Genomic DNA, 25,879 nt, shown 5'->3' with positions numbered 1-25,879 from the left:
GTAATGATTGAACATTGGTAGAATTGCAAAGTCGAAATTCTGTATTAGATTTTCTTTTTTGTAGAAAGCAGACGATAATAGTTGATAAATAGTAAGATTATTCAGGATAATCGTAGCCTGCGATTTTTTCACCCCGATGAGATCATTGTTTAATATTGCATCGCTAGAAGCGTAGCTGAATTGAAGCTGCTACAATTCAGCTATATGATCGGGTACTCCCCATTGACCTAGCTTTAGATTTGCCAGGCTTTAGAAGGCTTTGCCATAATATGCTGTATACAGAAATCCCTACTCAACGCCCTGTAACACCGTTGCTGGATACGATCAATCATCCTGAGCAACTACGTTTACTCGAGCAAAGCCAGCTAGTACAAGTGGCAGATGAGTTACGTCAATTCATTTTGTATGCTGCCGGGCAAAGTGGTGGACATTTTGGTGCCAACCTCGGTGTTATTGAACTTACGGTGGCTCTGCACTATTGCTTCAATACTCCACATGACCGTCTGATCTGGGATGTGGGGCATCAGGCCTATCCGCATAAGGCACTGACCGGTCGTCGTGAACAGCTCACTACTATCCGGGCCAAAGATGGTCTGGCAGCCTTTCCGGCACGTGAAGAATCTGAATTTGATACCTTTGGGGTAGGGCATTCTTCGACGGCGATTTCTGCTGGTCTGGGCATGGCCTTGGCACGTCGCTACCAGAACAAGCCATGTGAAGTGGTATCGATTATTGGCGATGGCGCCATGACGGCGGGTATGGCCTTTGAAGCCTTGAACGATGCCGTTGCGCACAATGCCGATCTGATGGTGGTGCTGAACGACAATGACATGTCGATTTCTTGCAGTACCGGTGGTTTTGCCAAACATCTGGCTGCCATTTGGGAGCGCGGTGAATTCGTTAATATTACCGAGGAAGGTGAAGCTTACGTACAGCCGCATCCGGAGTGGCTGTATAACTCACGCTTGCACTGTGCCGCGACTGATGCCGCAGATAACCTGTTTAAAGCCATCGGCTTTGACTATTTCGGCCCTTATGACGGTCATGATGTCAAACAACTGGTGCATGTATTTAAAGCGCTGAAAAAGCGTACAGGCCCACGTCTGATTCATATCTATACTAAAAAGGGCAAGGGCTTTGCGCCGGCCGAATCGGATCAAATCAAATATCACGCGATTAGCAAGCTTAATGCCATTACCGCTGCCAAGACTGCACCGAAATATTCGGATGTATTTGGACAGTGGCTCTGCGATGAAGCAGCACAGGACTCGCGCTTGCTCGCGATTACACCGGCCATGTGCGAAGGCTCAGGTATGGTGCAGTTTGCCAAAGAATATCCGGAACGTTTTTTCGATGTCGCGATTGCAGAGCAGCATGCCGTGACGCTGGCTGCGGGCATGGCCTGTGAAGGCTTAAAGCCGGTCGTGGCAATTTATTCGACCTTCCTGCAACGTGGTTATGACCAGCTGGTACACGATGTGGCCTTACAAAATCTGGATGTGACCTTCGGTATTGATCGTGCTGGTCTGGTTGGTGAAGATGGCCCGACCCATGCCGGTGCCTATGACTATGCCTATATGCGGACGATCCCGAATATCGTGATCATGGCACCAAAAGACGAAAATGAATGTCGTCAAATGCTGCATACCGCTTATTTATATCCTGGGCCGGCAGCTGTGCGTTATCCACGTGGTAATGGCTTAGGGGTGGATATCCAGCAAAAGATGCTTGAAATTCCAATCGGTCAGGCGGAAATTGTCGCCAGCTTTAATGCGCAGTGTGACGAATATATTTCTGTGCTGGCTTTTGGCAGCCGGGTACAGGCCGCAGTCGACGCCGCTGAAGCCTTTGCAGTGAAACATGAGATTGGTGTGCGTGTTGTGAACATGCGTTTTATCAAACCTCTTGATACGCAAATGCTGGATGATCTGGCATCAAGCACCAGTCTGTTTGTGACAGTAGAAGAACATGCCGTGATGGGCGGTGCGGGTAGTGCTGTGAATGAATATCTGGCAGAAGCACAGATTGTGAAACCGCTGCTGAATCTTGGTTTAGACGACACGTTTATGGCTCAGGCCACGCATGCACAAATGTTGCAGCAGGCCGGATTGGATGCGCAAGGTATTGAAAAATCAATGAATCAAGCCTGGTCAGCCTTGGGGCAAAGCGTTTTGTCATAAGTTCTTAAAAATTTTAGACACATTTTCTCCAAAAAAGCCCTGATATTTGCTAAGATATCGGGGCTTTTATGCATTATTCTTTATCAGTTTCTTTAAATTTGTAGTGGGTGTTCAATGGAACCTATGGTGGTGATGGCTGCGCGTGCGGCTCAGTTAGTTGGTCAAGAGCTTTTAAAAGCGCATCAGAATCGTCATAAACTCGATCTACAAGTCGAAGAAAAAGGAATTGATGGTCCAGTAACGCGTGTAGATCGTTATTTGGAGCAGTTGACCATCGATACCCTACGTAAAAGCTATAAAAATCACAGTTTCCTTGGTGAAGAGTTTGGCTATCAGGAAGGTAATGGTCACGACGCCGATTGGTGTTGGGTGATCGATCCACTGGATGGTACTTTAAACTTCATTAACGGTTTCCCGCATTTCTGTATCTCTATCGCAGTTCAGCACAAAGGCATTACTCAACACGGGGTGATTTATGACCCGGTGAAAGATGAGCTATTCTCTGCCAGTCGTGGTCGTGGTGCCATGATGAACCAGCGTCGTATTCGTGTGAATGTCAAAGACAGTCTGGAAAATACCTTTATGGCTGTTGGTCACGCTTACCGTGCTAAACGTAATGGCGAAGTTGTATCTTATGCCAAGAACCATTTTCAAAGTTTGTTAAACGTGACTGAAGCTGGCGCGCAATATCGTCGTTCAGGTTCTGCGGCATTGGATTTAGCCTATGTTGCTGCAGGCCGTTTTGATGCTTACTTCGAACTTGGTTTAAAACCTTGGGATATCGCAGCGGGCGAATTGATCGTGAAAGAAGCAGGCGGTACTGTAGTTGATGCACGTGGTGGTAGCGACTCTATGGAAAATGGTCAAGTTTTGGCTTGTTCAATGAAAATGCTTAAACCTTTAATGCAAGCAGTTGTTCCTGCTTGGGGTGAAGCAGCAAAATAATCGGGTTTAGATGAAATATATCTAATTTTCAGAAAAGGCATCCTTCGGGATGCCTTTTTTAGAGCAGTAAAATAGTTAAGAAGGGAGGTAGAGTATATTTCTCACATGATATGAATATTGGAAATATCAAGTGAATTGGCGAAAACTGCCTTTTTATACCGGTTGTTACATTTTTTTATTCATATTTAAGTGTATGAAATTAATATATAAATTATAAACAGAGCAAATTAGTTTTAAAACTTAATGACATTGTTGATTATTCTGCTATAATTTCGCCACGCACTTAATTTCTGTTCTTTACCTGAACACTATCTTCTAATCATTGTATGCGCGTGCTGTCCATAGAGAGGACATATCCTTCGCGCCCCAATCGCTTAAGCGATTCCTTCAGGTTTGCGGCCGTAATCATGCGTGCGTTATATCCACATCGTCGTTACTCGGATCGCTGCTGAATCCTAATATTTCAGCATTATTTGCTGTGCCGCTTTTTGCCGATGTCCATAATTGTTATTTATTAAATGGAGCACCCACTTCAGGGTGAATACTCTCTATGAGCAAAACTTTTGCTGATTTTTCCCTCGACGAATCTCTAACCCAGGCTCTCGATGCTTTAGGCTTTACTACTCCAACTCCTGTACAAGAACAAGCGATTCCAGCTGCACTTGAAGGTAAAGACCTTCTTGTGTCAAGCCAAACAGGTTCTGGTAAAACTGCTGCTTTCTTGCTTCCTACCTTAAATGCGTTGGCAAGCCAAGATACATTAGTACCATTTAAAGACCGTATGAAAGCGGTTACTCAACCGAATATTCTGGTGATTTCACCGACTCGTGAATTGGCACAACAGGTATGTCAAGACGCAATTGCATTTGTACGTCACATGAAAGGTGTTCGTATTGCTGCAATCATGGGCGGTATGCCTTTCGGTAAGCAAATTCAACAGTTAAAAGGCGCGCAAGTTGTTGTTGCAACTCCAGGTCGTCTACTTGACTTGGTGAATCGCCGTCAAATCAAACTTGATAAAGTTGATGCGTTAATCGTCGATGAAGCTGACCGTATGCTTGACCTCGGTTTCTCTGAAGACTTAGAAGCAATTGGTGAGTTGGCTGCAAACCGTAAACAAACTCTAATGTTCTCTGCGACGTTTGCACCACGTATCATTACACTTGCAGAACGCATGATGAATGATCCACTGCGTATTTCGATTGAAACTGGTCACTCTACAAATACTGATATTACTCAGACTTTGCATTGGACTGACGGTTTCGAGCACAAGAAAAAACTTCTTACTCACTGGTTGAGCGAAGAAGACGTTGATCAAGCAGTTGTATTTGCGTCAACTCAAGAAGACACAGATATGTTGGCTGAAGAACTTGCTGAAGCAGGTCTATCAGTTGTAGCGCTTCACGGTGCTATGCCACAAACTGTTCGTAACCGTCGTTTACGCAGCATCCGTGAAGGTCGTGCGAAGATTCTGGTTGCAACTGACGTTGCAGCGCGTGGTCTTGACGTACCAACAATTTCACACGTCATCAACTTCGGTCTTCCAATGAAGAACGAAGACTATGTACACCGTATTGGTCGTACAGGTCGTGCGGGTCGTACTGGTAAAGCAATTACTTTAGCGACTTACCGTGAACGCGGTAAAATCCGTGCTTTGGAAGACTTCCTTGATGCGCGTCTGAACGTATCTGAAATTGAAGGTCTTGAGCCATCTCCACCTCCTGCACGCGGTAGTCGTGATGGCGGCGGTCGTGGTCGTGATGGCGGTGGTCGTGGTCGTGGCGGTTTCGGCGGTGGTCGTGGTCGTGATGGCGGTGGTCGTAGCCGTTTTGAAGGCGAAAGCAACTTCAAACGTCGTGAAGGCGGTGATGATCGTCCACGTCGTAGCTTCGATGACAAACCTCGTGGCGAACGTCCAGCGTTCGGTGGCGAAGATCGTCCACGTCGTGACTTCGGTGATCGTCCAGCTCCACGTCGTGAAGGCGGTTTCGGTGATCGTCCACAACGTTCGTTTGATGACCGTCCAAAGCGTGATTTTGGTGATCGTCCAGCTCCACGTCGTGAAGGCGGTTTCGGTGATCGTCCACAACGTTCGTTTGATGACCGTCCAAAGCGTGACTTCGGTGATCGTCCAGCTCCACGTCGTGAAGGTGGTTTTGGTGACCGTCCTCGCTCTAATGATGACAACCGTGGCAACCGTGTAGATTACAAGCCAGCTCGTGAAGGCGGTTATGGTGATCGTCCAAAACGTGATTTTGGTGATCGTCCTGCTCCACGTCGTGAAGGTGGTTTCGGTGATCGTCCAGCGCGTTCATTCGGTGATGACCGTCCAAAACGTGATTTCGGTGATCGTCCAGTACGTCGCAACTTTGATGACAAACCACGTGGTGAACGTTCGTTCGGTGGTGAAGATCGTCCACGTCGTAAATTTAACGACTAATAGAGTCGCTAGATGAAGATAAAAAACCGGTAGAAATACCGGTTTTTTTATGCATTGAGTTTTTTGCTTTTTAACGTAAAATGTCTACTAATTCATATTTTGTCAGGGTTATGATAATTATTAATATGAAAAGTTTAGCCGCTCGATCTCAATTGATAGAGGTGCATATGCCATATATCGCATTGACTTTGATTTTATGTAATATTATCTATTATTTATACAGTGTTTTTAATTAATTAATCTAGTCATTTTAAGCCTAAGTACATATTTTTATTATAAAAAACACGAAATAATCAATTATTGTCATCTTTTTATGATATTCACCCACCTTTTTCAACTGCTAACATTTTGAACTTCGTTCCTTTATAGTATGCATGCTGAAAAAATGTAGGAATAAACTCAGCTATGAAAAATCAAACAGCGCGAGATACTCAGTCTTTGATTGAAGTCAAGCATTTGAGCTTCAAACGAGGCGAGCGCGTGATTTATGACGACGTGAGTTTAAATATTCGTCGTGGGCAGATTACCGCCATTATGGGGCCATCCGGAACTGGTAAAACTACCTTATTAAGATTGATCGGTGGGCAGCTGACGCCTGAGCATGGTCAGGTCTTATTGGATGGCAAAGATATTGCCTCGATGTCACGTTCCGAACTTTTTTCAGCACGTGCACGGATGGGTATGCTATTTCAGAGCGGTGCTTTGTTTACCGATATGAGCGTGTATGAAAATGTCGCGTTTCCAATTCGGGCCCATACCAAACTGCCAGAACATCTAATTAAGGAAATCGTGGCATTGAAACTGGAATCCGTCGGCTTGCGCGGTGCAGAGCAAATGATGCCATCGGAACTGTCTGGTGGTATGAACCGACGTGTGGCTTTGGCCCGGGCGATTGCGCTGGACCCTGAACTGATCATGTACGATGAACCCTTTGCCGGACAAGATCCGATTGTGATGGGGGTATTGACTCGCCTGATCCGTTCATTGCGTGAAGCACTGGATCTGACCACGATTATTGTCTCGCATGATGTGACAGAAACCTTATCCATTGCTGATTACATTTATATCGTGGCAGAAGGCAAGATCCAGGGCGAGGGGACACCGGCAGAGCTAAAAGTGCATCCTTCAACTTTTGTGCAGCAATTCCTGACGGGTTCGGTGGAAGGTCCAGTCGATTATCAGTTTAGTCATCGGGCTTATTTAAGTGATGAGGTACGTTCATGAATGCAATTGCCGCATTAGGTAGACGCGTTATTGAACGTGTACAGGGGATTGGGGTCGCAACCCTGATGCTGTTGCAGATCTTATTTTCCATGCCGACCTGGCTTGGGCTAAGACTATTTATTTATCAGATGTATCGGGTCGGGGTATTGTCCCTGCTGATTATTGTGGTTTCTGGTCTGTTTATTGGTGCCGTGCTTGGCTTGCAGATGTTCAGTATTCTGTCGACCTTTGGCAGTGAATCCATGCTTGGTACAGCGGTGGCGTTGACCTTGCTGCGTGAATTAGCACCTGTGGTCGCGGCTTTGCTGTTTGCAGGACGTGCCGGTTCGGCTTTGACCGCAGAAATTGGTCTGATGAAAGCCACTGAACAATTGTCCAGTATGGAAATGATCGGGGTGGATCCCTTAAAACGGGTGATTTCGCCACGTCTCTGGGCGGGGATTTTCAGCTTGCCCATGCTTTCGGTGATCTTTGCCGCAGTCGGAATTATGGGCGGCAAAATGGTCGGTGTAGACTTTTTGGGGGCTGATGAAGGCGCTTATTGGAGCGGCATGGAAAGCAGCGTGCAATTCTATAAAGATGTCTTGAATGGCACTATTATTAAAAGTTTTGTATTCGCATTAATGTGTACCTGGATTGCGGTATATCAAGGCTATGCCTGTGTACCAACATCGGAAGGTATTGCAACTTCTACAACGCGTACAGTCGTCTATTCTTCACTGTGCGTTTTAGGCTTTGATTTTGTGTTGACTGCGGTCATGTTCGGAGGTGTTTAATGAAATCACGTACTAGTGAGCTGGCCGTTGGTGTTTTTGTTATTTTATTTGGTATTGCCTTATTCTTTTTAGCGATGCGTGTCAGTGGTCTGGTCGGCAGCAATATTTCCGACAGCTATAAAATGACGGCAACTTTTGAAAATGTGAATGGCATCAAGCCACGTGCCAAAGTCGCTTTAAGCGGGGTGAAAGTGGGACAGGTCGATGAGATTACCCTGGATCCTGTAACGCGTCTGGCAACCGTACATATGACTTTAGATGGCTCATTGACCTCGTTTAATGCTGAACAATTAAAGCAAGTTCAGGAGGAAGCTCTGGACGAGTTACGCTACAGCTCGGACTATGAAGCAGCGACACCTGCGCAACAAAAAGACATGGAAAAACAACTGTTAGCTAACATGAAATCCATCACCAATATTGATGAAGATGCTTATATTATGGTAGCGACCAATGGCTTATTGGGTGAAAAGTACCTGAAAATTATTCCAGGTGGTGGCCTGAGCTATTTGCAACGCGGCGATCAGATTGCCAATACCCAAGGCACCATGGAAATTGAAGATTTGGTGACGAAATTTATTACCGGTGGTGCCGGCAAATCGTCAGATAGTCAAGAAACTACATCGGAACAGACGACAGTTTCAGAAACAACAGATGCAGAACCTGCATTTGTTGAATAATAGATTGAGGAGAATTCAGTGAAGACTTTAGTAAAACAAACGCTTGCAGTAAGCATTCTTTCAACAATGGTTGCTGGTACAGTGTTTGCTGCACCGTCTGAAGCACCACCTGCTTTTATTAAAAAAGTAGCAGATGGTTTAATTGAGCGCCTCAAAGCTGACAATGCAAAACTGCAATCAAATCCAGCTTTGGTCAAAAGCATTGTGCGCCAGAATCTGGATCCGTATATTGATTCTCAGTCTTTCACACGTATTGTGATGGGCACGTATGCCACGAACCAATATAGTACGGCGGCACAGCGTGCGCAGTTTGAAAAGAATTTCCGTGAAACCTTAATTGAAAACTATGGTTCTGCCTTTGCCAAGTTCAGTAATCAGACTTATAGCGTGCGTCCTTACAAGGCCAGCAACAGCAAAAACCCTGTTGTGACCATCGACTTTAATAACAAAGGCGAGAAAATTCCAGTAGCATTCCAGCTAGTGGACAAGGGTTCACAATGGAAAATCCGCAACATCAACGTATCGGGTATTGACCTAGGTTTGCAGTTCCGTAACCAGTTTGCTGCGACGGTAAAACGTAATGGCGGTAATATTGATAAAGCCATTGCCAACTTTAAACCGGATGCAGAAGCTGCAATCGACAAGAAATAATCAAACAGGTGAGCCGTGATTACATTCAATGATCAGGAACTACAGGTTTCAGGCAAGATTGACTATGACAATGCACAGGACTATTACTTAAATGGTCTGCGTGTGATCCAGTCACAAAGCAAGTTTCCACTTGTGGTTAATCTGGCTGAGCTTGAAAGTGGCAGTACTTTGGCTTTGGCAGTGTTGGTGCGCTGGCTGCGCCAGACTCCTCAGGCTCAAGGGCTACAGTTTAAAGCTGTTCCTGCTAAAATGATGAATATCATTCAGGCCAGCCATTTGCAGGATGATTTAAACATCGTTCAGTAAAAGAAAAGCACCGAAAGGTGCTTTTTTATTGTGATCAAATTTTAAGAAATCATTCAAATCAAATAGATCTAAATATGGATTGCACGTCCTCTCTGCCTCAGGGAGAGAGTTAGAGAGAGGGGTGTAAAAATCCTCCCTAACCATTTTCTTCACTTTTTAAAGAGAAGTTGAAGAGGGATTAAATAAATATGAATTAAATACAGGCATTTCTTGCGCTTCACTTTAATTAAAGAGCAAGTGAGACTTAGAAAGGGATATCTAATAAAAAAACCTCTCCCTGACAGGAAACATCTCTCCCTTTTCAAAAGGGAGGTTAGGAGGGATTCTAGATCCACTTCTTCCATCTAAAGTAAATCAATGGGCCAATCAGGAAGCCAATTAAAATAATACTGACCATGATGAAACTCATGGTGCCTTGTGCAAAGGGCAGCACTTCGGTGTTCATACCGTAAATACTGGCAATCAGCATTGGTGGCGCAAGCATACTCGGCAGAATCGAGAATCGACGAATGGTATCGTTCTGCTCAGTGTTAATGAATCCGGACGTGGTATCGAGCAGGAAACGTACTTTCTGGAACAAGAAAGCATCATGCTCGACCAGCGAGCGCACATCTTCACTCAGTTCTCGAATATCCGCATCATAAATATGACTGCCCAAGGCGCGTGGACGCGACAGGAAGGTCAGGACGCGGCGTAAATCGATTAAACACAGTTGCGCTTTACCCAACATATCTTCAAGTTGCGCCAAGCGGGTAATCATGTCATCCAGATCCAGAATCTGTTCACGATGGCGGTTATTCAACACTTCAGTTGAATATTTCTCTAAATCTTTATGCACATCTTCCAGAATATCGGCCAGCTCATCCAGCTTGGCTTCGAGTAAGCCCAATAAAATCCAGGTCGGATCTTTATAATCGATTTCATAATCATTGCGGCGCGCGCGGGCACGAAAGGCGCGAAAAGCCACCAGTTTTTCACCACGCAAAGTAAACAGACGATCCTTGTGCAGAATGAATGCAACAGTTTGTACTGTTGCCAGCATGCTGGATTCATCTTCGTGTTCGTTTTCGACTTGATAGTTTTTATTCTTGGTTAAAAAATAGGTGCTGATATGCAAAATACCGTCATCATCACGGTAAAATCGGGCACTCGAGGAAATATCTTCCAGCGATTTTAAGGTCGGTAAGTTTTGCTCGTAGGCATCTAGAATCCATTGCTGCTCTTCCTGTGAAGGCGCAATCAGATCAAGCCAGACTAAATCTGGATGCAGGTCGAAATCACCATTAATCGTGATATCTTCTAAGCTACCGCGCTCTGTGGCGTAAAAGGCTTCAAGCATGCTGTCTTTTCTCCCGGGCGCAGTATGTGAATTGGAATGGGTGTATTTTAGACAAGGAATTGAATAAAAACACTGATATTAAGCAGTTATTTTGGTAAAAAGCGTGCTTGCCGCGATTTCGTACAATATGGCGTCAATTAGAGGATGAAATGATGAATTCTATCGCAATTTTTTGTGGTTCAGCGCTTGGCTCGGATCCTCTTTATACGCAGGTTGCCGAAAAAGTCGGTCAGACTCTGGCGGCACGACAGCAAACGCTGGTTTATGGAGGAGGTCGTTCTGGCTTAATGGGTATTGTGGCTGATAGCGCATTGGCGGCGGGCGGTAAGGTGATAGGCGTAATTCCAAGGCAGCTGGTCAATCGTGAGCTGGCACATCCACATATTACCGAGCTGTATGTGGTGGATAATATGCATGAGCGTAAAACCCGGATGTCGGAACTGGCTCAGGGATTTATTGCCATTCCCGGTGGTGCAGGAACACTGGAAGAGATTTCTGAACAATGGACTTGGGCACAATTGGGGATTCATCAGAAGCCTTGTGCTTTTCTCAATACCGATGGTTTTTATGATGACCTGATTAAATTCATCCGTATGACCACGGAGAAGGGTTTTACTAAATCACGTTTCACTGAGGCTTTGATTATCAGTGATGATCTGGACGATATTTTGCGCCAATTCGAAAGTTATCAGCCGCCTGAAGCCAAATGGGGTATGGTTGATCAGACCGACCTTGTAAAATAAGTTATCTAGAATACGCAATTGTAGAAAATAAATGAAAGTGATTACGGTGGCTGCAGCCATTATTTTAAATGAAGCGCAGCAACTGCTGGTGGTTCGCAAGCAAGGAACATCCTGCTTTATGCAGGTCGGTGGCAAGCTGGAGCCAAATGAAACCCCGGAAGCCACCATGTTGCGTGAAATTCAGGAAGAAATTGGCACACAAGCCCAGATTCAGCAATTCATTGGCCGTTTTGAAACCCAGACTGCCAATGAACCTGATCATCAACTGGTGAGTTATGTCTATTGGGTAAGGCTCGATCAAGCACCTAAAATTGAAGCAGAAATCGCTGAAATGAAATGGGTTGATCTGGATGAAAAAGAGGTCTTGCTGGCGCCCTTAACGACTGAAATTGTGATTCCGTGGGTGAAGTCACATTTGCTCGCCCAAGCTTAAATTTTAGATTTGCGCGCCTGCCAGACAGGCTGCATAAATTTTTTGACAACCCAATTGTTCAAGTGTTTGGCTCAGTGCCCGAATCGAACTGCCGGTTGTCACCACATCATCAATAATCAGCACGCGTCGGTAACGAATATTAGACGGTGTACTGATCTGAAATTGCGACTGGATATCTTCGATTCTTTCCAGACGGCTTAAGCCTTTTTGTGAATGCTGTTTCAGCCGGCTAACAGGTTGCCAGATGGGAACATTCAATTTTTTCGCCACATGCTTGGCCAGCACCAGAGATTGATTATAACCGCGTTCGGCCAGGCGTTCAGTCGAGATCGGCATCGGGACTATTGCACTGACTTTGGGTAGCTCTAAACTCAACAGCGTACCGGCCAGTAAATTTTGCAGATGCAGCTTCTGTTCATATTTAAACAGCTGAATCAACCGATCCATTGGGTAGGCATAATCGCAGGCAATCTGAAACTGCATTTCCTGACGCTGAATGGTTTGATGTATCCACGGCAACTGCTGCCAGCAATCCTGACAGACTGAATAAATGCTCTGATAATCAGTCTGACACAACTGGCAGGGCTGAAGCGTATTCAGCTTGGAGATTCCCTGTGCCAGTAATTTAAACATAGGCATAACGCGGTGCTTCCGGTAGCCAGCGTTGTAATAACGCCTCAGCCTGATCTGGATAATCTTTTAAAATTTGCTGCGCCACATAATGTGCCTGATTGAGCAGGTGATCATCGCGTTCAAGTTTGGCCACGCGGAAATTCATATCGCCGGTTTGTTTAGTCCCCAGTAATTCACCCGGCCCACGCAATTCCAGATCTTTCTCGGCAATCATAAAACCATCATTGGTTTCACGCATGATTCTTAAGCGTTCCTGACCGTTTTGCGATAGTGGATGCTTGTATAGCAGGGCGCAGAAACTGGCTTTGGCACCACGGCCAACCCGACCACGTAGCTGATGTAGCTGTGACAGGCCTAAACGTTCGGCATTTTCAATCACCATAATGGAAGCGTTGGGTACATCGACCCCGACCTCAATTACGGTGGTGGCAATGAGTAGCTGTAATTCATTATTCTTAAATTGCTGCATCACCGCCTGTTTTTCATCGGCTTTCATTTTGCCATGTACCAGACCGATATTCAGCGCAGGAAAGCGTTCCCGAATTTCGGCAAAAGTGGCTTCCGCGGCCTGGGCATCTAAAGTTTCGGATTGCTCCACCAAGGTACAGACCCAATAGGCCTGTTTGCCTTCAGCGCAATTCGTCGCAATACGTTGCAGAACTTGTTCACGCCGATCCAGTGGAATGGTCACCGTTTGAATCGGGGTACGACCCGGTGGCAGCTCGTCAATCACCGAGGTATCCAGATCACCATAAGCCGACATGGCCAAGGTGCGGGGAATCGGGGTTGCGGTCATCACCAGCTGATGCGGGGACATGCCATCCAGACCTTTATTTCTGAGTGCAAGACGTTGATCGACTCCAAAGCGGTGTTGCTCATCAATAATCACCAGACCGAGTTTGGCAAACTCGACATTCTCCTGAAACAGGGCGTGGGTGCCAATCACCAGATGGGCGCTCCCGTTCCGAATCAGCTGTTCCGCTGCGGCGCGGGCTTTGCCTTTTTGCTTGCCGGACAGCCAAGCGATATTAAGACCTAGTGGCTCAAACCAGCGTTTAAAGTTGAGATAATGCTGCTCGGCCAGAATTTCGGTAGGGGCCATCAACGCCACTTGCCAGCTTTCTTCCAGGGCATGACAGGCTGCGACACCGGCCACCAATGTTTTGCCGGCACCGACATCGCCTTGTACCAGACGTAACATCGGTTTATTGGCTTTTAAATCTTGTGCGATTTCTTTGGATACACGTTTTTGCGCACCGGTCATTTCAAAAGCCAGACTGGCCAGAAGCTGTTTGGCATAGGTTTTACTCGGTGCAAATGAAGGGGCTTCAACCTGCTGAATAAAGGCACGCCGGGTCAATAAACTGATCTGATGCGCCACCAGTTCTTCAAAGATCAGGCGTTGCTGTGCGGGATGCGAACCTTGTGCCAGTTGCAGCATATTGGCATTGACTGGCGGATGATGGATATATTCCAGTGCCTGTTTTAACGCATAACCATTGCTAAATTTTGCTGGCAGCAGTTCAGGCAGATGATCGCTATACTGAGCCAAAGCCTGCTGAATATAATCGCGTATTTTTGGCTGGGTCAGACCTTCAGTGGCAGGATAAATCGCGGTAAGTTGGGTTTGCGGTAGCGGGGTATCTTCAGTAATGACTTGCAGCTCGGGATGATACATTTCCAGACCGCGCGCACCGACCCGGACTTCACCAAAAATTCTTAAACGGTGACCGAGCTTGCAGCGATCGGTGATGCCTTTATAAATATGATAAAAACGCAAAGTGACTTTACCGCAGTCATCATCCAGTAATACAGCCATGGACTTGCGTTTACCCGGCGGGAAATCCACGCCTTTGACGATACCTTCGAGCAAATAGCTACGCCCCACGCTCAATTGATTCATGGGAATGATCGTGCTACGGTCTTCATAGTCACGTGGTAGATGAAAAAGCAAATCATCAGTATTGAAGATATTTAATTTTTCAAGTAATGCAGCGGCGGCATTGCCAACGCCTTGTAACTGATGGACTGCAGCCATGTCCCCTCAACCAGATTCGTGATTCGGTGCTCAATGCATATTCTATTTATCGGTTATGGTAAAACATCCCGGCGTGTTGCTAAACAACTATTTGAGCAAGGTCATCAAATTAGCACAATTAGCTCAAGTCCCAAAACAGATTCCTTTGCAACTCATCTGATTCAAGATGTGCATAAACCGAATTTAACGACAGTCACACCGATTGATTGGGTCTATGTATTGCTTAGTCCAAAACAAAGTACGGTTGAAGGCTATCAGTACACCTATCTGGATTCAGTTCAGCCGATTGTGACTGCCTTGAAACAGCATCCAGTGCAGCGGATTGTGGTGGTGTCATCGACACGGGTCTATGGGCAAAATGCTGGAGAAAATATCAATGATGAAACGCCTCTACAGCCCAACGATGTGCAAGGAAAAATCCTGTATCGGATGGAGCAGGCCTATTTAGCGGCTTATCCTGAGCAATGTACAATTATTCGCCCAAGTGGAATTTATGGAACATCGGTAGAGCGCTTACAAAAAATGGCAGTATCTATGACCAGCTATCCAAATCTGCACTGGTCAAACCGGATTCATATCGAAGATTTATCACATTTCTTGTCACAGATGATTCACGTGGAACATCCTGAGTCTTCTTATATTGTGAGCAATAACCAGCCACAGCTTTTACATGAAGTCTTGCAATGGTTTCAGCAGCAGATGGGGCTGCCTGTACTTAAGCTCGAGAGCGAGCAGGTCACCGGTAAAAAGCTCTATGCCACTCGGATGCAAAAAACAGGATTTGAATTAAAGCGTACAGATTGTTTTGAGGATTATTTGGAACTAATGAGGAAAAGTAATCCCTCCTAACCTCCCTTTAAAAAGGGAGGATTAAATTCCCGTTCCTTGTAGGAGAGAGCTGGGGAGAAGGGGAAGGATTTTAAATTCCCCCTCATCCCCCTTATGAAGCAGTGCTTCCCATCTCCTGAAAGGAGAGAGAATAAAAGCTTTACTTCTTTTTGCGCTTGGCACGTTTCTTGGCTTGTTCAGCCGCAACTGCATCAAGTGCTTCTTTGAGTTCTTCATCGGTAAAGGCGGTGATGTGATGCAGCATCTGTAATTTCACTTCATCCAGTACCAGATCTGCATATTGCGCTACGTTGGTCAGCTGCTCATCAAAAACAATGGCATTGTCGTCATTGGTACACAGATAACCTTTTTGGGTTAAGACTTTAATAAAGCTCTGAAACAGGGCTTTGTCGAAGAATTCAGGCGAATTGAATTCGTATAGAACTGATAAACGCTGACCAACTAGATAGCTCAATTCTTCAACCTGACGGGTCGAAATATTGCCTGAACCACGCTGGGTAATCAGTGCCAAAGTCATGTAATAACGTTCCAGACTTTGAGTCACTGGTGCAGCCAGAACTTCGAGCTGATGATGGACTTCAGTATTGGGTGCCGGAGCAAGCAGATTTTCACCATCTTGCGTGATCAGTTTGGCAGAAATCAAGTTATCAATATGCGCATTGACTTGATCCTGAATCTCATCTTCACGCCATTTTAAAAACAGCTCTGCTTTTAGGAATGGGTACAGGGTGCTGCTGATGTTGACGACATCATCACGGCGAATCGTTCCATTGTGTTCAGCCAGTGCTGCAATCAATGACGGAAGCACAAAGGAATGCACGATATTGTTACGGAAATAAGTCAGCAAAACTGCCTGATTATCTTCAATGGCAATGATATCGCCCAGCACATGTTTTACCCGCTTGATCAGTTTCAGCTTCATTGCATAGGCAATAATTTCTTTGCCTGAAAGCGGTGTAACTTCCATCCGTTCATCATAAGGTAATGCCGCCAGCAGGGTACGATAAGTATCAAGCTGCTTGATACAGATTTCTTCATCCAGCGTATGTTTTGGCGTGGCCAACAGGATCAATGATAATAGCGATACCGGATTGATCACCACTGCACGGTTGATATTTTCCAGAATCGCTTGCGCAGAGCTGTTTACTGCATCAGAAACTGCTTGTGGAATTGGATCATCGTTCTTTTCAATTTTAATATTTTCTGCGCCATGCTGTTTCAGGATGTCATCCAGAAATACCGGCTCACCAAAATTCAGATGCACTTTACCGAAAATGCGTTCAATTTTGCGCAGGGTTTTGACAATACCAAAAATAGATTCGGCTTCTTTCGGCTTGCCGCTCATCTCACCGACATAAGTGCCGCCTTCCATCAGGCGTTCATAACCAATATAGGTCGGTACAAAGACAATTGGTTTGGCCTTGCCGCGTAAATGACCATGTACGGTCATCGCCAGCATCCCAGTTTTAGGTGGTAGCAAACGACCAGTACGTGAACGACCACCTTCGATAAAGTATTCCAGTGGGGTATTGCGTGACAGAACGCTATATAAATATTCTTTAAAGACTGTGGTATAGAGCGCATTGCCACGGAAAGTACGGCGGATAAAGAACGCACCGCCACCACGTAAAATCTGACCCACAAAAGGCATATTCAGGTTATCGCCCGCAGCGATATACGGCACCATCAAGCCACGACGATAGATCACATAAGACAATAATAAATAGTCGATGTGACTGCGGTGACATGGGGTATAGACAATCTCATAATCTTTGGCCAGTTCACGCACGGTACTGAAATTATGCACTTCCACGCCGTCATAGAGCTGCGTCCATAAGCGGGTCAGGGCTTTATCGGCAAAGCGTACAGTCGAATGAGAATAATCGGAAACAATTTCGTTCAGATAACCAATGGCACGACGTTCAGACTCCAGCATCGAGATTTTACTGCGAATACTGTCATTGCGAATCGCAGCCTGTACATCTGGCGATTTGATGAGGCCGTGCATGACGTTACGGCGATCGGACAGATCCGGCCCGAGAATCACTTCGCGCTGCCCATCCAGATAATCATTTAAAGTGCTAACAATATAAGTCGCTGGCGCTGAATTTGGATGCGTTTCTTTGGCATGCTCAATCATGGCACGTAAAGACTGGGGTTCGTGAAACTCTAAATAAGACTGACGGCCATGCAGACCGATATTGACCAGTTGCTTGACCCGGCTTGGCGTAGACCAGGTATCGGTAAATAGCAGTTTGAACCAGGAATCTTCTTTTTCAGGTTCACGTCCCCAAAGCACCGTGACTGGTACCAATTCCACATCTAGTTCAGGATGTTGTTCCAGGATTTCAATCAGGCGTAACAGGCGCGGCGGAAACGCATGCGGCGGTGAGCTGAGCAGGTTATTTTCATCATGATGCTGTAAAAACAGCAGCGAAGCTTTTTCCTTACTATTGCCCAGTTGCATTGGATCGAGCGCAGCTGGCAACTTTAAACGGCGGGTTTCTGCATCGACGACCAGCGCATTACTACGCGAATGGTTCTGTAAAACGTAGCAGACCAGCTTTCGCGATTCTGTTGCAGTCTGATCAGGTTCAGGTGCTGTCACTTCACTTGGTACTTCCCCAAGAACATGAGGGGTAACCACAAGATCAAGTAGCTTACTTGAAAGCTTGCGATACATTTGACCAAAGCCATTCTTGGACATAGCTGCTCCTAATTTTACTGACCAAAACCACAGGACTTCTGAGGGGGTTTATTTTTGCGGGTTTCCAAAGCGAAACCATATATCTTTTTTTAACAACTTCAACAGAAGTGCTCTAATTTTAGCGTGAAAGCAGATGCTTTTCCTAGTCACTTATGACATCAGTATGACAGAACAGTCATGCAATCTTTAGAGTTTCGGTCTGATTTTGTGGCAGAATATTCCAGATTAATTATTTAGATCTGTTTTTCCATTTTTGGGATATCTCCAATATTACGTAGGTTGCTTATGAATGCCTTAACACAGGAACTGGTCGAGCTGCTCAGCTTGGAAAAGTTAGAAGAAAACATTTTTCGGGGAATCAGCCGTAATCTGGTGGGCAAGCGCGTGTTTGGTGGGCAGGTTTTAGGGCAGGCACTCCGCGCTGCGTCTTATACCACAGACCGTCCGGCACACTCGTTACATGCCTATTTTCTGTTTGGTGGAGATGTCAATGCACCGATTATTTATGAAGTGGATCGTATCCGTGACGGCAAGAGCTTTGTCAGCCGTCAAGTACGTGCGATTCAGCATGGTCGCACTATTTTTATGTGTATGGTGTCTTTTGCGCATCAGGAAGAAGGTCTCAATTACCAGATTTCAGAGCCGGAATATCCGCCAGCAGAAAGCCTGAAAAATGAAGCAGAACTGATCAAACAAATGATTGAGTTTATTCCGGAAAATGTCCGTGCGTCTTTCACCCGTGATCGTCATGTCGAGATTCGCCCGATCAATCCGCAAAATCCGTTTCAGCCGCAACCGGAAGCGCCGTCTTATGCGCACTATATCCGCACGCATGACCGAATTGCTGCAGAAGTGGATCAGATTTCTTTGCATCAGGCCATTGCCGCTTTCTATTCAGACTTTACCTTGATGACCACGGCACTGCGTCCACATGGTCTGAGCTATATTTCGCCAAGCCTGCAATGTGCCAGTATTGACCATGCCATGTACTTCCATAAGCCATTTCGTGCCGATGAATGGATGCTATATGACATGGATGCCACCCAGAGTGCCAGTTCGCGTGGTCTGAATTTTGGACGGATGTGGCAGAATGGCGAACTGGTCTGTAGTACCACGCAGGAAGGGCTGATCCGCTTACGTGAAATCGAAACCCAATAATTTTTATATTTTTGCTCAAAAAGCCGAATCCCAGATTCGGTTTTTTTGTTTTTAATCCGCAGAACAATCATTATTTGAGATCTTGTTCTAGGCACGCGTTTATAAAATATTACTCGATTCTGTAGAATCGGCATGGCATAGTGCCGCTTAAGATTTATATTAAAATGCATGAAAAGATGAGCTTAAATACGCAAATTTTAATTGCCGCCGTATTGGGGGTGCTGTTTGGATTTTTACTCACAATATTTCCGCAGACCTCATTTTTTGATGTCAGTTTATACGGCATCGGCATCGTCAGCAGTGTTTTTATCGGCTTATTAAAAATGCTGTTGGTTCCGCTAATTTTTACGTCGATTGTGGTCGGGGTATCTAATCTACAGGCAGGCGGACAACTGAATCGCACCTGGAAAATCACCCTGATGTGCTGTGTGACCACAACGACTTTGGCACTCATTTTAGGTCTGGCCTGTGCACATCTGTTTGATGTCGGCAAGGGTGTCGATGTACTGATGTTCCAGGATGCCATGGCGCAGCATCAGACTCCGGACACCTTAACGCCATCTTCTTTCTTTACCAATTTTATCCAAAATACCCTGATCAATCCGTTTAAGGCATTTTCAGATGGCAATGTCCTGGCGGTGGTGGTCTTTGCCTTGTTTGTCGGTGTGGCACTGGTCGCAGGCGGAGATAAATTCCGTACCGTGCGCAAGTTGAGTCACCAGTTTTTTGAAATCATGATGTTGATGATTGGCTGGGTGATGAAACTGGCACCTTTCGGTATTTTTGCTTTATTGGCCAAGCTGATCGCGACTGAGGATATTTCGGTACTCAGTCGTCTGGCTGAATTTGCGGCCGTGGTCACTGGAACCACCATTTTTCATGGCATCGTGGTATTGCCTTTATTGCTGTGGATTTTTGGCAAGATGGATCCGATCACGTTCTTTAAAGGCACACGCGCTGCTTTAATTACCGCATTTGCCACCAGTTCCAGTTCGGCCACCATGCCACTGTCAATGAAATGTGCGCAGGAAAATCTGGGCGTACGTCCGCATACGGCAGGTTTTGTGATTCCACTGGGAACACAGCTGAATATGGATGGCACAGCTCTTTATGAGGCAGCCGCCGCCTTGTTTATTGCCAATTTAATGGGGCTGGATCTGAGTTTAGGGCAACAGCTGGTGGTCTGTGCCACGGCAATGATTGCATCCTTAGGCGCACCTGGGATTCCAAGCGCTGGCATGGTCACCATGATTATGGTGTTGCAATCTGTGGGATTGCCTGCCGAGGCGATTGCGATTTTATTGCCGATCGACCGTTTACTGGATACGGTACGTACCGTGGTAAATGTGCAGGGCGATATGATGATCAGTGTGGTGGTAGACCGGCATACCCGTGAACCTGAAGCGCCGGTTTAATCTTTATCTAAGTCCGGATTCCAGACAATTTCCCAGAGATGACCATTGGGATCCTGAAAATAACCAGCATATCCGCCATAAAAGGTGGTGTGTGCAGCTTTGATAATTTTAGCGCCCGCACGTTCAGCCAGTACCATGATCTGGTCAACCTCTAATGGACTATAGACATTATGTCCCAGCGCCATTTGGGTTGGGCAGATCGGACTCAATTCAAGACCGGTATCTTGCTGAAGGCTGCGCTGCGGCCATAAGGCAAGCTTAAGACCGGATTGCAGTTGAATAAACGCCACCGCACCATATTCAAATTCCTGCCCCATAATTCCGTCGCTTTTAAAGCCTAAACCCTCACAATAAAATTGCAATGACTGTTCTATGTCCTGAACAGCCAGCGTAATCACAGAGATAGATGGTTTCATAATGGGTGCCTGATCTAAGGCTGATCAAGATTTATTCTAATATGAATCAGGATTTAATCACTAAGTAAACAATGCAGTCTTCATGTAAAAACAGGTAAATCTGATCAATCCGGCGCTGCTATCACTTGGCCAGCTTGGCATAGCGAAAATCAGCCTAGAAAAAAACCTCCGTTATGCGACATAACGGAGGTTTTTAATTTAAATCAATCAATCAAATATTTTGTCATTTGATTATTCAGCTGAGCGTTTATTCTGGTTCAGCTCATCTGCTGCTTTAAGTTCTGACTGATCCTGCTCAAGTAATTCAAGCGGTTCTTCAGCTTCATTTAAGTCATGCGGTGAAACCTCACCAATAGCAGTTGCATCAGACCCAGAGTCGAGTTCAACTGGTTCATCGAATTGATTTAGATCATGAGCCGATACTTCCGGAATACTGTCCAAATCAAATTGAGTTGATTGATCTAAAGTGAAATTCAGACGGCCGCCCATGACGCTGGCCAGTTCTTCAAGTCCCTCTTTGTTCATGGAGGAGAACAATTGAATCGAGAAGTCCAGTTTCATTTTTTTCAATGCAGCTTTGACTTCCTGAAGCGCTTTAGAGGCAGGGCCACGATTCAGCTTATCTGATTTGGTTAAAAGAACATGCACAAACAAATGACGTGAATAAGCCCATTCCAGCATCATCACATCAAAGTGTTGTAGCGGATGACGAATATCCATCAACAGCACCAAGCCCTGTAAGCTTTTGCGATGAATCAGATAATTTTCCAGTTCTTTTTGCCAAACAATTTTCATCGCCTCTGGTACGGCAGCATAGCCATAGCCTGGTAAATCGACCAGACGCTGATCTGGATTACCCAAGCTAAAAAAGTTAATCATCTGGGTGCGGCCGGGTCTTTTTGATGCACGTGCCAACTGTTTCTGGTTGGTCAGGGCATTAATCGCACTGGATTTACCGGCATTGGAGCGACCGGCAAAAGCAATTTCATAGCCTGTATCTTCTACACAAAGACTGAGTTTTGGTGCACTCATTAAAAATTCGGCTTTGCGTAGCCAGTTGAGTGAGCGCACAGAATATTCAGTAATAGCAGAATCAACTTTTTTCTCGTAGCTGATCTTTTGCTTGGGTGCATGGGCTGTCTTACTGTTTTTGGATTTTCCTCTGCTGTGGTGCATAACTCAACTTCAATAAATGATCTACAAAGAAACATTATAAAGGAAGTCGCACAGGCAAGCGAACTTTGCTTTGCAATGCTATTGCAACTTAATCCATCAGGTTAATTAAACCGATTGGAGAAACAGTACTAAAATGAGATTGGTTAGATGGGGTGAGCACATCGGCCAGCGTATATTGGTTCAGGCTTTGGTAAAACTGTTCCAGCGCATGGTCGAGAATACCTTTTAAACCACAATTGCTACGCAGTACGCAGGGTGGGGTATTACATTCGACAATCACATGATTTTCACCCTGCAAGCTAAGCACGATCTCACCGAGTTTTAGATTTAGTGTAGTAGGATTTAAGCGGATGCCGCCGCCTTTACCGCGTGTGGCAATAATCCAGTCTTGTTTCGACATGAAATGCACAATCTTCATTAAATGATTTTGTGACACATACAAATCTCGCGCAATTTCCGCAATCGTATACGGCGTATCTCGCGGCTGGGAGATGTACATTAAAATACGCAAAGCATAGTCGGTAAATTTGTTTAATTGCATGATCGCACTAATATCTTTAAGAATTAAATAGATAAAGGCTAGTCTAGCATAACCAGACTAGCCCCACCTATTCAGCTTGAAGCGAGGGCTTAGTGGTGAACCCCACCTGTACCAAATGCTTCACTATGAATATTTTCAGCAGGAATACCGCGGGCAACGAGTGCTTTTTGCTGTTCTGCCATAAATGGCATTGGGCCGCAAAGGTAGTAATCGGCATTGACTGGTAACAGCGCTGCATCAACTGAACTCAGATCCAGACGACCTGCTACATCATAATCCTCACCCAGTTTGTCAGCTTGATGTGGAAATTCATAAGCAGTAAGGGTGCTTAAGCGCGGATATTTTGCTTTCAGGTCATGAATATGCTGGTGCATCGCATGAACCTGTTTGCTACGGCAAGCATGGATAAAGGTCACAGGTTGTGGCATATCCAGAGTCACCAGCTGGTTCAGCATCGCGATCATTGGCGTCAGGCCAACACCACCACTGATAAACACATTACGTTTAGCTGGATCGATCAGGTAGAAGTTACCTGTTGGTGCAGATACTTCAATTTCTGAACCTTCCGGCAAACCATGTAGAGTGTTAGACACCCAACCTGCAACTTGATCTGTGCCATTGCCCGGTTCACGTTTAACTGAAATACGCAAATAGTCTGCTTGAGGGCTGGTTGAAAGCGTATATTGACGCGGCTGTTTTAAGCCAAGTTCTTCTACGAATACACGAACTGAAATATATTGACCGGCTTCATATTTCGGTAAATCGCCACCATCGACCGGTTGTAGATAGATTGAAGTAATCTCGTCACTTTCCACTACTTTTTGGGCAATTTTGAAATTGCGCCAGCCTAACCAGCTACCTTTGGTTTGCTGATGCTGCTCATAGATCGTTTTTTCAGTGCTGATGAACAAGTCAGCCAATTGACCATAAGCTGTAGCCCAAGCATCAATTAAAGGATCTTCCATCGGGATGCTTAATACTTCACTAATAGAATGCAGCAGGTTTTCACCCACAATATTATAGTCTGGTGCTTGAATGTTTAAGCTCACGTGTTTATGCGCGATCAGCTCAACCACAGGTAAAAGTACAGATGGGTCTTCAATATTTTCGGCATAGGCCAATACAGCGCCGGCAAGGGCTTGCGCCTGTGCACCACTGCGTTGGTGACCCATATTAAACGTTTCTTTAAGGGCAGGGTTGTTGCCTAACATGCGGTTATAAAAATAGCCCGTGAGTGCCACACCATTTTCGCGGAGTACAGGCACTGTTGCTTTTACAAGGTCAATTTGCTGCGGAGTCATGTTTGATCTCTCATGGCTGTTTATTTATAAGATGTATTTAAAATACATCTTATAGCATGCCTTGTAAATACATTTTTTAATAAAACCATAAAAAAATTATGGGATATCTGAATATCCCATAATTTTAAAAATCTTGATAGGAATAAATCGTGCTATTTTCACTGAAAAAGCAGTCATGAAACTCGCGGACAATTCTCTCCGGTATCATCTCCGAGCCTGCGTGCGCAGTTTGATAAATCGATCAGTATCTTTTATGAACTTTTTAGGTTGCCTAAGTCGCGTGTTCTAATTCCTTTTGTTGCTCACCGGTTAGAGGTCACTGTTCCTTGGCTTGCTGTTTTGCAAATTCTGCTTGTTTGGCATTTTTTTGAGGTTCGGCCACTTGGGTTTTGCAGCATTTCAAAAGCACTATTCCGATCGACACTCTGTTCATAAATAAGAGTGACTGTTTTTTTAGTTTCAGTTAAACCGACAAGCAGACCATGCCGACTGGCAAGCTGTGAACATAAAACAATGTCTTGCATGGTATTTGTGGTTTTTTAGCAATACCAAGGGGTGCTCACATAACTTTTCCTATTGTTTATTATTCATTTTTAGGCTTTTTCATGTGTTCTAGGGCGTACTGGATATCTTGAATCAAATCTTGCGGATGTTCCAGTCCGATACAAAAACGAACCAAAAAGCCATCTTTTAAATGTGAATGTTTCAGTACACGCATGTCTTTTAAGTTATAGAGCATGACCAGGCTAACAGGACCACCCCAGCTAAAGCCGAGCTTAAACAGGTTTAAGCTGTCACAGAAATTGCGAATATCTTGCAGCTTATAAGAATGATCAAAAATCACGCTAACCAGGCCGGCACTTTGACCTGTCTTACAAATATCTTTCCAGTATTGATGTCCAGCGCAATCTGGATTGGCTGGATGTAAAACTTGAACAAGCTCAGTTTGCTGTTTGAGCCACTTCATTAAAGTCAGTGCGCTTTCGGACTGATGCTGATAACGCAGTTGCATCGAAGCCAGACTGCGTTGTACCTGCGCCACATCATCACCAGAAACACTAATGCCCTGAATGGCATGGGTACGGAACAGTTTGTGATGCAGGGTTTTATCTCGTGTAACAACTGAGCCCATCAAGATGTCGCCACCACCGCTTGGATATTTGGTCAGGGCATGAACCGTGATATCGACACTTAAATGCTCTTCGCCAAAATCAAAAGCATTAAAAGCCAGACCTGCGCCCCAGGTATTATCCAGCGCCGTCAAAATATGATGTGCCTGGGCTTTTTTGATTAAACCGACCAGATCTGGAAACTCCAGTGTGACTGAACCGGCCGCTTCCAGCCAAAGCAGTTTTGCTTTTTCACTTGGTGTAAAGGTTTCGACCTCAAGCGGGTTATACACTTTGACCGCAATGCCATAACGCGTTTCCAGATTGCGCAGATGTTCCATGTTTGGGCCATAGATGTTATCGGCAACCCAGACTTCATCACCTTGGCTCAAGAAACAAGAATTCACCAGGTTAATGGCGGATAAACCGCTCGGCGCAAGTAGGCAGTATTCACCCCCTTCAATTTGCGCGATGTTATCGCCTAAGGTGAATGTCGTGGGTGTGCCGTGGGTGCCGTAGCTATAGTCATAAGCATCGGTCCAGTGGCGATTAAATAGCGCATCAGTATTCTCAAAAATAATGGTCGATGCACGAAACAGGGGAGGTTGAACCGTAGAAATGGATTGAGGGGCTTTTCGTGGTGCATGAATCAGGGTGGTTTGAGCGTTTTTTTTCACGTGAATGCCCTTAAATGTAATCAAATATTACCTTAGCTTAAGAGAATCTGTGACTCACTGCCAGTTCGGTTGTGAATTGTTAAAAAAATTGGTCCTTGAAAAAAGTTGGCTTCATTTTTGCAAAACCTAAAACTATCTAGCTAAA

Annotated in this window: 22 protein-coding genes and 1 pseudogene; 13 read left to right on the top strand and 10 right to left on the bottom strand. The window is 45.3% G+C overall.

What is annotated here, in order from left to right:
* The first annotated feature begins 269 nt into the window (after positions 1-269).
* The 8 genes from dxs to FTV48_RS01335 all read left to right on the top strand — a co-directional run bounded on the left by dxs (position 270) and on the right by FTV48_RS01335 (position 9,199).
* A complete protein-coding gene (dxs, locus tag FTV48_RS01370; RefSeq protein ID WP_100355141.1) occupies positions 270-2,180 on the top strand; it encodes a 1-deoxy-D-xylulose-5-phosphate synthase in 1,911 nt (636 codons plus the stop codon).
* A 114-nt stretch (positions 2,181-2,294) separates the two neighbouring features.
* Positions 2,295-3,125: an inositol monophosphatase family protein gene (locus FTV48_RS01365; protein WP_034608351.1), complete on the top strand. Its 831-nt coding sequence runs from the start codon at positions 2,295-2,297 to the stop codon at positions 3,123-3,125.
* A 550-nt stretch (positions 3,126-3,675) separates the two neighbouring features.
* Complete coding sequence (locus tag FTV48_RS01360; RefSeq protein ID WP_179999160.1) at positions 3,676-5,565, top strand: DEAD/DEAH box helicase; 1,890 nt, start codon at positions 3,676-3,678, stop codon at positions 5,563-5,565.
* A gap of 405 nt (positions 5,566-5,970) precedes the next feature.
* Entirely contained in the window at positions 5,971-6,789 is an 819-nt protein-coding gene (locus FTV48_RS01355) for an ABC transporter ATP-binding protein (RefSeq protein ID WP_179999158.1), read from the top strand.
* Positions 6,786-7,565: a lipid asymmetry maintenance ABC transporter permease subunit MlaE gene (gene mlaE, locus FTV48_RS01350; protein ID WP_100355139.1), complete on the top strand. Its 780-nt coding sequence runs from the start codon at positions 6,786-6,788 to the stop codon at positions 7,563-7,565. Before FTV48_RS01355 ends, mlaE begins: the two co-directional genes overlap by 4 nt.
* Positions 7,565-8,242 carry an outer membrane lipid asymmetry maintenance protein MlaD gene (locus tag FTV48_RS01345; RefSeq protein WP_005094188.1) on the top strand — a complete coding sequence of 226 codons (678 nt, stop codon included), beginning with the start codon at positions 7,565-7,567 and terminating at the stop codon, positions 8,240-8,242. Before mlaE ends, FTV48_RS01345 begins: the two co-directional genes overlap by 1 nt.
* Before the next feature lie 18 nt (positions 8,243-8,260).
* Positions 8,261-8,893 carry a phospholipid-binding protein MlaC gene (locus FTV48_RS01340; RefSeq protein WP_005094187.1) on the top strand — a complete coding sequence of 211 codons (633 nt, stop codon included), beginning with the start codon at positions 8,261-8,263 and terminating at the stop codon, positions 8,891-8,893.
* A 15-nt stretch (positions 8,894-8,908) separates the two neighbouring features.
* Positions 8,909-9,199, top strand: coding sequence for an STAS domain-containing protein (locus FTV48_RS01335; RefSeq protein WP_005168745.1), 291 nt, complete (start codon positions 8,909-8,911; stop codon positions 9,197-9,199).
* 325 nt (positions 9,200-9,524) lie between these two features.
* Here FTV48_RS01335 and FTV48_RS01330 read toward each other — a convergent pair whose 3' ends face one another.
* Positions 9,525-10,538 (bottom strand): CorA family divalent cation transporter, encoded by a 1,014-nt coding sequence (locus tag FTV48_RS01330; protein WP_005168743.1) that lies wholly within the window; start codon positions 10,536-10,538, stop codon positions 9,525-9,527.
* Positions 10,539-10,690: 152 nt separating this feature from the next.
* Between FTV48_RS01330 and FTV48_RS01325 the strand changes: the two genes are divergently transcribed.
* Positions 10,691-11,281, top strand: coding sequence for a TIGR00730 family Rossman fold protein (locus FTV48_RS01325; protein WP_005094184.1), 591 nt, complete (start codon positions 10,691-10,693; stop codon positions 11,279-11,281).
* A 31-nt stretch (positions 11,282-11,312) separates the two neighbouring features.
* Entirely contained in the window at positions 11,313-11,714 is a 402-nt protein-coding gene (locus tag FTV48_RS01320; RefSeq protein ID WP_005094183.1) for an NUDIX domain-containing protein, read from the top strand.
* Between the two features lie 3 nt (positions 11,715-11,717).
* Here the strand turns inward: FTV48_RS01320 and FTV48_RS01315 are convergent, their stop codons facing one another.
* Entirely contained in the window at positions 11,718-12,353 is a 636-nt protein-coding gene (locus FTV48_RS01315) for a ComF family protein (RefSeq protein ID WP_100357825.1), read from the bottom strand.
* Positions 12,340-14,385, bottom strand: a complete 2,046-nt coding sequence (recG, locus tag FTV48_RS01310; protein ID WP_179999157.1) for an ATP-dependent DNA helicase RecG — start codon at positions 14,383-14,385, stop codon at positions 12,340-12,342. The genes FTV48_RS01315 and recG overlap by 14 nt, the downstream gene beginning before the upstream one ends.
* Before the next feature lie 33 nt (positions 14,386-14,418).
* Here recG and FTV48_RS01305 point away from each other — a divergent pair, with 33 nt between their 5' ends.
* Entirely contained in the window at positions 14,419-15,234 is an 816-nt protein-coding gene (locus FTV48_RS01305) for an NAD-dependent epimerase/dehydratase family protein (protein WP_179999155.1), read from the top strand.
* Between the two features lie 139 nt (positions 15,235-15,373).
* Here FTV48_RS01305 and plsB read toward each other — a convergent pair whose 3' ends face one another.
* Positions 15,374-17,941: a glycerol-3-phosphate 1-O-acyltransferase PlsB gene (gene plsB / locus FTV48_RS01300; RefSeq protein ID WP_179999153.1), complete on the bottom strand. Its 2,568-nt coding sequence runs from the start codon at positions 17,939-17,941 to the stop codon at positions 15,374-15,376.
* Between the two features lie 285 nt (positions 17,942-18,226).
* On the opposite strand from plsB, the gene FTV48_RS01295 reads away from it, so the two are divergent.
* On the top strand, positions 18,227-19,099 hold the full coding sequence (locus FTV48_RS01295; protein ID WP_005094170.1) for an acyl-CoA thioesterase II: 873 nt from the start codon (positions 18,227-18,229) through the stop codon (positions 19,097-19,099).
* A gap of 176 nt (positions 19,100-19,275) precedes the next feature.
* A complete protein-coding gene (locus FTV48_RS01290; RefSeq protein WP_034608350.1) occupies positions 19,276-20,514 on the top strand; it encodes a dicarboxylate/amino acid:cation symporter in 1,239 nt (412 codons plus the stop codon).
* On the opposite strand, the gene FTV48_RS01285 is transcribed toward FTV48_RS01290, so the two are convergent.
* From FTV48_RS01285 to FTV48_RS01265, 6 genes and pseudogenes are all read right to left on the bottom strand, one after another.
* On the bottom strand, positions 20,511-20,930 hold the full coding sequence (locus FTV48_RS01285; protein ID WP_005168733.1) for a VOC family protein: 420 nt from the start codon (positions 20,928-20,930) through the stop codon (positions 20,511-20,513). The two genes, FTV48_RS01290 and FTV48_RS01285, sit on opposite strands and share 4 nt — an antisense overlap.
* 231 nt (positions 20,931-21,161) lie before the next feature.
* The gene (gene yihA, locus FTV48_RS01280) at positions 21,162-22,106 is read right to left on the bottom strand and encodes a ribosome biogenesis GTP-binding protein YihA/YsxC (protein WP_005168732.1); all 945 of its coding nucleotides are present in this window, start codon (positions 22,104-22,106) and stop codon (positions 21,162-21,164) included.
* 88 nt (positions 22,107-22,194) lie between these two features.
* Positions 22,195-22,647 carry an Rrf2 family transcriptional regulator gene (locus FTV48_RS01275; RefSeq protein WP_005094159.1) on the bottom strand — a complete coding sequence of 151 codons (453 nt, stop codon included), beginning with the start codon at positions 22,645-22,647 and terminating at the stop codon, positions 22,195-22,197.
* A gap of 89 nt (positions 22,648-22,736) precedes the next feature.
* Positions 22,737-23,948: an NO-inducible flavohemoprotein gene (hmpA, locus tag FTV48_RS01270; RefSeq protein WP_074383583.1), complete on the bottom strand. Its 1,212-nt coding sequence runs from the start codon at positions 23,946-23,948 to the stop codon at positions 22,737-22,739.
* A 319-nt stretch (positions 23,949-24,267) separates the two neighbouring features.
* Positions 24,268-24,385, bottom strand: a pseudogene (locus FTV48_RS15160) (helicase HerA-like domain-containing protein); the annotation flags it as partial.
* Between the two features lie 146 nt (positions 24,386-24,531).
* On the bottom strand, positions 24,532-25,734 hold the full coding sequence (locus FTV48_RS01265; protein ID WP_179999151.1) for a PLP-dependent transferase: 1,203 nt from the start codon (positions 25,732-25,734) through the stop codon (positions 24,532-24,534).
* Between the last annotated feature and the right edge of the window lie 145 nt (positions 25,735-25,879).

Source organism: Acinetobacter sp. YH18001, assembly GCF_013416975.1.
GTDB lineage: Bacteria > Pseudomonadota > Gammaproteobacteria > Pseudomonadales > Moraxellaceae > Acinetobacter > Acinetobacter pseudolwoffii.
This window is presented reverse-complemented; position numbering and strand designations above follow the sequence as displayed.